The organism is Hyphomonas sp. BRH_c22, from assembly GCF_000961795.1.
Taxonomy (GTDB): Bacteria; Pseudomonadota; Alphaproteobacteria; order Caulobacterales; family Hyphomonadaceae; genus Hyphomonas.
Map to the genome: position 1 here is coordinate 44813 of NZ_LADU01000135.1, position 8013 is coordinate 52825.

The window sequence follows — 8013 nt, forward strand, 5'->3', positions numbered from 1 at the left end:
GACAGCATGGTGTCAGTAGAATGGCAGCAGGATCAGAAATATGAGACGCACCGAACGCCTGTTCCAGATCATCCAGGTCCTGCGCCGCCACCGTGCGCCGGTCACCGGGCAGGCATTGGCCGAAGAACTGGAAGTCTCCCTGCGCACACTCTACCGCGACATGGCCGAGCTGATCGCCCAGCGGGTGCCGATCCGCGGCGAGGCCGGGACTGGGTATGTGCTGGAGGATGGCTATGACATGCCGCCGCTTATGCTGACGGCAGACGAACTGGAGGCGGCCGTGCTCGGCGCGCAATGGGTGGCCGCGCGGGGTGACGATGCCCTTGCCCGGGGCGCGCGCGACCTGATCGCCAAGCTGACCGTCGCCGTGCCGCGCGAATTGCAGCCGGTAATCGTCGATTCCGGCCTCGTGCCTGTCAGTTACCGCCAGCGCCCCAAAGACAGGTTCGATGTCGCGCTGGTTCGCGGCGCGATCCGTGGACAGATGAAAATGGCCATCGACTATTCTGATGAGGCGGGCAATGTTACGCGCCGCGTCATCTGGCCGTTCCTGCTCGCCTATTGGGACGAGGTGCGTCTCATCGGCGGCTGGTGCGAACTGCGCCAGGATTTCCGCCACTTCCGGACAGACAGGGTACGCAAGGCCGAAACGCTCGGCCGCTTCCCCGACCGTGTCGCCACGCTGCGCCGCCGCTGGGAGGCGCAGCGGAAGGAACAGCGCGACAAGGCCTGATTTCAGTCGAACAGGCCCGGCAGCATGGGCGCGGCGCCATCGGCATCTGCCCGTTCCAGCTGCAGCATGTGCCGCTTGGTGGCCCGGCCGCCATAGGCCGAGAAGCCGCCAATCTTGCCGGAGGCAGCGAGCACGCGGTGGCACGGCACGATGAGCGGCCAGGGGTTCTTTCCCATGGCGGAGCCAATTGCCCGCGCGGCGCCAGGCTCGCCCAGCTTTTTCGCCAGCGCGCCATAGGAAGTGGTCTGGCCCCAGCCCACTTTGCGAAGTTCCGCATAGACGCGCTTCGTAAAATCATTCGCCCGGCTGAGGTCGAGCGTGATGTCGGCAAAATCGGTTTCCGCCCCGTCGAAATAGGCCCGCATGCGGGCTTCGCAATCGGATATGTCCGGTGGTAGGGCATCGCTCCATGATGCGGCGGCAATCCGACCGAGTCGGGATTCGGTTGCCGCCTCGCTCGCTTCGGGCAGCTGCACCTGGACAAGGCCTGCAGAATTCCACGCCAGGCCGCACGGCCCGATGGCCGTATCGAACAGGTGAAAACGGGCTTCTGCCCGCTCAGGATCCGCGCCCTGTGTCATGCTCGAAGGATCACTCCGAATGGCGCGCTCATCAAGCGGATTCCGGGCGGGTTCCGGAAAGAATGCGATTGGCCGCCATGTGTTTGGCCTGCTAGGGAGAAGACCGCACAAAAAATCAGGAGGAAACAGGCATGGGCAGGGTTCAGGGAAAAATGGCATTCGTCACCGGCGGCGCGCAGGGCCTCGGCGAGGCCATCGGCAAGATGCTCGCCAAGGAAGGCGCCAAGGTCACGCTGACGGATGTGAATGGTACAGGCGCAGAAAAAGTGGCCACCGAAATCAACGCGGCCCATGGCGCAGGCACGGCTTTTGCCTTCCAGCATGACGTCACGGATGAAGCGCGTTGGCAGGAAGTGCTCGCCGCTGCGCACGAGGCGATGGGCGGGCTCAACGTGCTGGTCAACAATGCCGGCATCGGCTCGCTCGGCTCGGTCGAGGACGAGAATTACGACATGTTCAAGAAGGTGCAGACGGTGGATGTCGATTCCATCTTCCTCGGCTGCAAGTATGCCATCCCCCTTATGCGCGCCCATGGCCTCGGTTCGATCATCAATATCTCGTCCATCGCGGGCATCATCGCCAGCGCCAATTACGTGTCCTACAACACCGCCAAGGCGGCCGTGCGGCACATTTCGAAATCCATTGCGCTGCATTGTGCGAAAGGCGGCCAGATCCGCTGTAACTCGGTCCACCCTGTCTTCATCAACACGCCGATCCTCGACCGCACGAAGGAAATGTTCGGCGAGGAAGAGGCGCTCGCCAAGCTTGGCCGCCAGATTCCCCTCGGCAAGGTGGGTGAGCCCGACGATATCGCCTATGCGGTGCTCTATCTCGCCTCGGACGAGAGCAAGCTGGTGACCGGCATCGAACTGAAAGTCGATGGCGGCATTTCCGCGATGTGATCTCGGGGGCCGCCGGGCGGCGGCCCCTTCAGGTCAGGCATGGTTGAGGTCGTTCCGGCGGGCCATCCGGCGCTGGTGGGCGGCGCGCATGAGCGGCGCGATCTTCCATGCGAACGGAATGGCGAGCCCGGCACTGACGACGACAACAAGCGGCAGCATGATGGCGGCCTGGTCCCTCAGCGGCGTTGCCAGGACGGCCACGGCCCCGGCACCGAACAGGACAGCCTGGACCATGCCATAGATCAGAAGAGTGATTGCCAAACGAGTGGACATGAAAGAGTTCCTTTTTGTCTGCAGCCTCCCTGAAACAAGTCCCGTGCCGCAGAGAAGTTCCGATCCGGTGTCCGCGACTCCGCCAATCGGCCGGCTTGCAGCAGAAGTATGTTCATGTTATGTTCATGCCGTCTGGCAACTGGGAGGACGACATGATCGGCTATGTGACATTTGGAACTTCTGACCTCGCCCGCGCGGCGAAATTCTATGACGCCATCGCGAAAGAGATGGGCACCGGACGGATGATGGACTTTGATACATTCATCGCCTGGGGCACGCCCGGCGGCGCGGCGGGCGTCGCAGCCACGCTGCCCTTCGACGGCAAGCCGGCCAGTGCCGGCAATGGCACGATGGTGGCGCTGCAGGCAAAGGACAAGGACCAGGTCCACCGCCTCCATGATATTGCCCTGGCCAATGGCGGAACGGATGAAGGCGCGCCGGGGCCGCGCGGCGACAGCGGCTTCTATGCCGCCTATTTCCGCGATCCGGACGGCAACAAACTGAACGCCTTCATCATGGGCTGAGCGGTTTGCGGGCCGTCACCATGAAGGCGTAGACGGCCAGGATACCTACAATCAAAGCCGATGCGACAAGCGGCAGGCTCGGCATGACGGAGTACAGCGTCGCGCCGATCAGCGGGCCGAAGATGAAGCCTGCAGGCGGGGCCGCGGCCAGAAGGGCAGCGGCCGATCCCTGCTCCTCGCGTGACACCGACAGGCTGCCAAGCGCATTGGCTGCCGGCACGGCGAGCGCGGCGCCGACACCGACGACAAGGAAGCTCAGGCACATGGCCCAGAAGGGGTGGAACGCGTCTGCGCAGATATAGCCAATCGTCACCAGGGTCAGCCCGATCGGCAGGATCCGGCGCGGGTCCGGCCTGCGCGGCGAGATATAGCCGAACTGGACGACAATCATCGAAAAGGCGAGGCAGGAGAAGATGATGCCCGTGTAGAGGACGGCCGCCTCGCCTGCGGTCCGTGCGGCCGTGTCGACAAAGCCGTAGCGGTCTTCGATGAACCAGCCCACCGTTTGCTGGATCATGCCGATGGCGATGAAATAGATCAGCAGGAACATCAGGTGCGGGCGCACGCGCGCGTCCGTGAAGGAGAGGGGTGACGGCCGGTGGCTCTCGCGCACCCGATCGCGGCTGCGGGGCAGGACCATGCCAAGGATGACCCCGACGATCAGGTTGAGAATGATCGTGCCCCAGAGCGGCACCAGCGCGCCGAACGGCGCCAGAACAGCCGCGCCGGCCGGGCCGAGGATGGATCCGACGCTCATCGCCGCGCCCAGCATGCCCAGCCCTCCTGCGCGGGTCAGCGGGGTCGTGGCATCCGTCATCGCGGCCATGGCGGCAGGTTGCAGGCCGGGTGATAGCAGGCCGAACCAGAGCCGGGTGAAGACCAGTAGCAGGAAGGTTGTCAGGCCGGTCACCACGCCCGCCAGGGCGGCGCTCAGCGCGAACAGGAAGGCCATATTGGTCAGGCCCATGGCGAAAAGCGAGAACACCATCACGCGCTTGCGGCCCACCCGGTCGGCAATCCGGCCCCAGATCGGGATCATGATCGTGTAGATCACGGTCGACAGCGTCAGGATGCCGGCGACTTCGATTTCGGTGAGCCCGGCCTTGCGGGCGAGTGGCGCCACCACGACGAAATTGATGGTCATGCCCGCGCCCATCGCCGTCATGGCGAGGGCGATCATGGCCTGCTGCATCCCGGTCAGCGGACGCAGGGGCTTTTCCAACTCCGTCATGCGCTCATCCCCTGATTCCGATCCTTTAGACCTTATCCCGCCGGCGCCCCTTGCAAACCATGTCGCAGGGTAAACCGGCAGCGCCCACCTTGCACTGGGGCGCCAACACACCCTAAGTGACATTTTGAACTCACGCTGTTTCCGGAGTATTTTCAATGCGCGCGATCCTGGACGTCATTCTGTTCCTCCTGAACATCGCCACATGGATCATTATCGTCCAGGCGGTGATGTCCTGGCTGGTGGCCTTCAACGTCCTGTCCATCACCAATCCCACCGTGCGCAGCATCTGGGGCGGGCTTGAGCGGATCACGGAGCCGGTCTACGCGCCGGTCCGCCGGATCATCCCGCCGCTCGGCGGGCTCGACCTCACGCCCATGGCCGTGCTCCTGATCATCTTCTTCCTGCAACGCCTGATCGTGCGCTACGGCTACACGGTTGCGCCCTTCTAGCGCATGCACCGGCTCACCGTTCGCGTGCAGCCGAATGCGTCCGCCGACCGGATCGAAAGCCCTGAAACGGATGCGGCCGGGCGGCACTACCTGAAAGTGCGCGTGCGCGCCGTGCCCGAGGACGGCAAGGCCAATGCCGCCGTGGAAAAACTGATCGCGAAACACCTTGGCCTGCCGAAGTCTGCCGTCAGGGTGGTGACGGGCGGCAAGAACCGGTTAAAAGGCCTCGAGATTGACGGGCCGCCAGATCTGGCGGACGCGCTGGCAGGGATGATGCGGGAATGAGTGCAAAACGGATCGATGGCACCGCGGTTGCGGCCAGTGTACGCGAGACAGTGGCGGCCGCCGTGTCACAGCTGCCCGGCCAGCCGGCCCTTGCGGTCGTCCTCGTCGGCGAGGATCCCGCCAGCCAGGTCTATGTCCGCTCCAAGGTGCGCCTCACCGAAGAGGCCGGCATGGTCTCGGTTCACCACCAGTTGCCCGCCTCCGCGACCCAGGCCGAGGTCGAAGACCTGATTGCCCGGCTCAATGCCGACCCGTCGATTGACGGTATCCTGCTGCAGCTGCCGCTGCCCAAAGGTCTCGACGAGCACAGCGCCATTGAATGCATCGACCCTGACAAGGATGTCGATGGCCTGACGGAAGTGTCCGCCGGACGCCTCACCCTCGGCAAGCCGGGCCTGCGCCCCTGTACGCCAACCGGCTGTGTCATCCTGGCCAAGAGCGCGATGGGCGGGGACCTCTCGGGCAAGCATGTCGTCGTGATCGGCCGCTCCATCCTTGTCGGCAAACCCGCCGCGCTTCTCTTCCTCGCCGAAAACTGCACCGTCACCATCGCCCACAGCCGCACGGCTGACCTGCCTGCCGTCTGCCGCACGGCCGACATTCTCGTGCCGGCGGTCGGCCGGCCGAACATGGTCAAGGCCGGCTGGATCAAGCCCGGCGCCACAATCGTGGATGTCGGCATCAACCGCATTCCCGCGCCGGAAAAGGGCGAGGGCAAGACGCGCCTCGTCGGCGACGCAGACTTTGCCGATTGCGAAACCGTTGCCGCCCACATCACGCCCGTTCCCGGCGGTGTCGGCCCGATGACCATTGCCTGCCTGCTGCGCAATACGGTTCTGGCCGCCTGCGCCCGCCGCGGATGGGCCGTGCCGGAGGGCCTGTGAGCCAGGAGTTCGCGCCACCGTCCACAAAACTGTTTCAGCGTCTCTGGCAGGCGCAGGGGGGCAAGTGCGCCCTGTGCGGCAAGCCCATGCCGTCAACCCGGTTCTCCGTCGGCCATGCCACGGTGTGGAAGAAACAGCGCCCGACCTTCGACCATATCCATGCGCTGGGTCGCGGCGGCCCTGACCACGAATCCAATCTCCAGCTCGCCCATGCCGTCTGCAACAAGCGCAAGGGGCGGGGTTAGGCTTCGGCCGCTTTCGCTGCGCCGTCGCGTTCCATCAGGTAGCGCGGGCCCGGGCCGAGGCGCGCCGCGCGGTCGTCCGGATTGTAGAGCGCACAATTTGACAGGGACAGGCACCCGCAACCGATGCAGACATCCAGCCGGTCGCGGGTCAGTTCAAGCGTCTCGATCTGCTGGTCAAGCCGCGCGCGGAAGTGGGCGCTGATTTTCGACCAGTCGGCTTTGGTCGGTGTGCGCTCTTGCGGCAGGCCGGAAAGCAGGTCGACAATCTCAGAAATCGAGAAGCCCAGCTGCTGCGCAATCATCACGAAGGACAGGCGCCGCACATCCGACCGCAGGAAGCGGCGCTGGCCGCCCGCGTTCCGCATCGCGCGGATCAGGCCCTTGTCCTCGTAAAAGCGGATGGCGGAGACAGACACGCCCGTGCGCGCCGCAAGCTGTCCGATGGCAATGAGATCCGTTGTTTTCATGCGCTGGCGCATAGCAGAAAAATAGCTTGATCTCAAGTTAGGTTGAGAAATTACAAGGAAGGTCCCTCACCACAGGCAGGCTCGAATGCCCTGCCGCAGACAGGACCCGGCACATGACCACAGGAACCCTCGAACACATCAACATCACCGTCAGCGACATTGATCGCACATCAAGAATGTTGGAGCGCATCTTCGGCTGGCACGTCCGCTGGAAAGGCCCGTCCAGGGCCAATGGCACAACCGCGCATGTCGGCACAGACTCCGCCTATATCGCGCTCTATTCCCCCGGCGAGACGGATCAGCCCGAACAGGTCTCGTACAATACCCAAGGCGGCCTCAACCATGTCGGCGTGATCGTCGACGACCTTGCCGCTGCCGAACGCCGCGTGCTCGATGCCGGCTTCGTCACGCACTCCCACCAGACCTATGATCCCGGCAGCCGCTTCTATTTCCACGATTACGACAATGTCGAATACGAAGTGCTGTCCTACGCCTGATCCGGCCTCGTCAGCTCAGCCAACGGTCTCAGCGATTCTCGTCGTCCGGGCCGTCGGCAATGTCTTCGATCACTTCATTAGCTGAATCGGCCGTATCGCTTGCGGCGCGGGCGGCATCTTCAGGCAGGTCGGTCAGCACCGCATCCATGCGGGCACCAGCCGCCTCGAACGAGCCTTCCTGGATGTAGAAGAAGCCAAGCGTCACGAGGAAGACGATGCAGACGAAAGCCAAAATGGACGTGATGATTTTGCTCATGACCAGCGGCCTCCGATTGGTGTCTTAATCCTACGCCGCAGCGTCCGGCCGGTTCCGCTCGTGCGTGCGGTCTCACGCATGGCGGGCCGTGCCGGGCATGGGTCCGCTATAGCGCGCCCGGGGCCGGATCAGTGAACCGGTCTCGATCTGCTCCATGGCATGGCCGAGCCAGCCGATGCAGCGCCCGATAGCGAATATCGTGAACGCAACATCTGCCGGCAGGGCAAAGCGCTGCATCATGGCCGCAATGGCAAAGTCGACATTCGGTGCCTGCCCGGCCTCTTGCGCCGCTGCGGCCTCGACCGCCGATATCGTGCCGGTCGGCTGGAAGCGTGACATCAGTTCCTTCGCGCGCGGGTCACCGCCCGGATAGAGCGGGTGGCCAAAGCCGGGCAGGGCGCGGCCCTCGTCGAGGCGTGCCCTGACCGCCCCTTCAGCCCCCCGCGCCGCCGCCTCGACGAGGAAGGCCAGCACACCGGCCACCGCGCCGCCATGCAGCGGTCCCGACAGGGTCGATAGTCCCGCCAGCGCGCAGGCGGAAAGCGATGCGCCGGTCGAAGCAGCGACCCGTGCCGAAAAGGTCGACGCATTGAGTTCATGGTCCATCAGCAGCACCAGCGCGCGCCGCACCAAGTCTGCGCCATGGCGGTCCAGCCCCCATGCCTTGCCCAGCCGTTCGTGGATCG

At 64.5% G+C, this 8013-nt stretch carries 14 protein-coding genes; 8 read left to right on the top strand and 6 right to left on the bottom strand.

The annotated features are described in order from the left end of the window. The first annotated feature begins 40 nt into the window (after positions 1-40). Entirely contained in the window at positions 41-733 is a 693-nt protein-coding gene (locus VR74_RS19275; RefSeq protein WP_045699594.1) for a YafY family protein, read from the top strand. Between the two features lie 2 nt (positions 734-735). On the opposite strand, the gene VR74_RS19280 is transcribed toward VR74_RS19275, so the two are convergent. Then, complete coding sequence (locus tag VR74_RS19280) at positions 736-1314, bottom strand: methylated-DNA--[protein]-cysteine S-methyltransferase (protein WP_045699596.1); 579 nt, start codon at positions 1312-1314, stop codon at positions 736-738. Positions 1315-1445: 131 nt separating this feature from the next. Here VR74_RS19280 and VR74_RS19285 point away from each other — a divergent pair, with 131 nt between their 5' ends. Next, positions 1446-2216, top strand: a complete 771-nt coding sequence (locus VR74_RS19285; RefSeq protein ID WP_045699598.1) for an SDR family oxidoreductase — start codon at positions 1446-1448, stop codon at positions 2214-2216. Positions 2217-2249: 33 nt separating this feature from the next. On the opposite strand, the gene VR74_RS19290 is transcribed toward VR74_RS19285, so the two are convergent. After that, positions 2250-2489: a hypothetical protein gene (locus tag VR74_RS19290; RefSeq protein WP_045699600.1), complete on the bottom strand. Its 240-nt coding sequence runs from the start codon at positions 2487-2489 to the stop codon at positions 2250-2252. A 152-nt stretch (positions 2490-2641) separates the two neighbouring features. Here VR74_RS19290 and VR74_RS19295 point away from each other — a divergent pair, with 152 nt between their 5' ends. Further along, on the top strand, positions 2642-3013 hold the full coding sequence (locus VR74_RS19295) for a VOC family protein (protein WP_045699624.1): 372 nt from the start codon (positions 2642-2644) through the stop codon (positions 3011-3013). Here VR74_RS19295 and VR74_RS19300 read toward each other — a convergent pair. After that, positions 3003-4244 (bottom strand): MFS transporter, encoded by a 1242-nt coding sequence (locus VR74_RS19300; RefSeq protein WP_299951379.1) that lies wholly within the window; start codon positions 4242-4244, stop codon positions 3003-3005. The genes VR74_RS19295 and VR74_RS19300 overlap by 11 nt on opposite strands. 155 nt (positions 4245-4399) lie before the next feature. Here VR74_RS19300 and VR74_RS19305 point away from each other — a divergent pair, with 155 nt between their 5' ends. From VR74_RS19305 to VR74_RS19320, 4 genes are read left to right on the top strand one after another with little or no spacing between them, the layout of a single operon-like run. Continuing rightward, a complete protein-coding gene (locus tag VR74_RS19305; protein WP_045699602.1) occupies positions 4400-4693 on the top strand; it encodes a YggT family protein in 294 nt (97 codons plus the stop codon). A gap of 3 nt (positions 4694-4696) precedes the next feature. Next, complete coding sequence (locus VR74_RS19310) at positions 4697-4978, top strand: DUF167 family protein (protein WP_045699603.1); 282 nt, start codon at positions 4697-4699, stop codon at positions 4976-4978. Continuing rightward, positions 4975-5862, top strand: a complete 888-nt coding sequence (folD, locus tag VR74_RS19315) for a bifunctional methylenetetrahydrofolate dehydrogenase/methenyltetrahydrofolate cyclohydrolase FolD (protein ID WP_045699604.1) — start codon at positions 4975-4977, stop codon at positions 5860-5862. Before VR74_RS19310 ends, folD begins: the two co-directional genes overlap by 4 nt. Further along, positions 5859-6107, top strand: a complete 249-nt coding sequence (locus tag VR74_RS19320; RefSeq protein WP_045699605.1) for an HNH endonuclease signature motif containing protein — start codon at positions 5859-5861, stop codon at positions 6105-6107. Before folD ends, VR74_RS19320 begins: the two co-directional genes overlap by 4 nt. Here VR74_RS19320 and soxR read toward each other — a convergent pair. Next, on the bottom strand, positions 6104-6574 hold the full coding sequence (gene soxR, locus VR74_RS19325; RefSeq protein WP_045699628.1) for a redox-sensitive transcriptional activator SoxR: 471 nt from the start codon (positions 6572-6574) through the stop codon (positions 6104-6106). The two genes, VR74_RS19320 and soxR, sit on opposite strands and share 4 nt — an antisense overlap. Before the next feature lie 113 nt (positions 6575-6687). On the opposite strand from soxR, the gene VR74_RS19330 reads away from it, so the two are divergent. Further along, a complete protein-coding gene (locus tag VR74_RS19330) occupies positions 6688-7071 on the top strand; it encodes a VOC family protein (protein ID WP_045699606.1) in 384 nt (127 codons plus the stop codon). Positions 7072-7099: 28 nt separating this feature from the next. Here VR74_RS19330 and VR74_RS19335 read toward each other — a convergent pair whose 3' ends face one another. Next, positions 7100-7327: a hypothetical protein gene (locus tag VR74_RS19335; protein ID WP_045699608.1), complete on the bottom strand. Its 228-nt coding sequence runs from the start codon at positions 7325-7327 to the stop codon at positions 7100-7102. A 72-nt stretch (positions 7328-7399) separates the two neighbouring features. Further along, positions 7400-8013: citrate synthase (locus VR74_RS19340; protein ID WP_045699610.1), on the bottom strand; the 614-nt coding region annotated here is incomplete at its 5' end.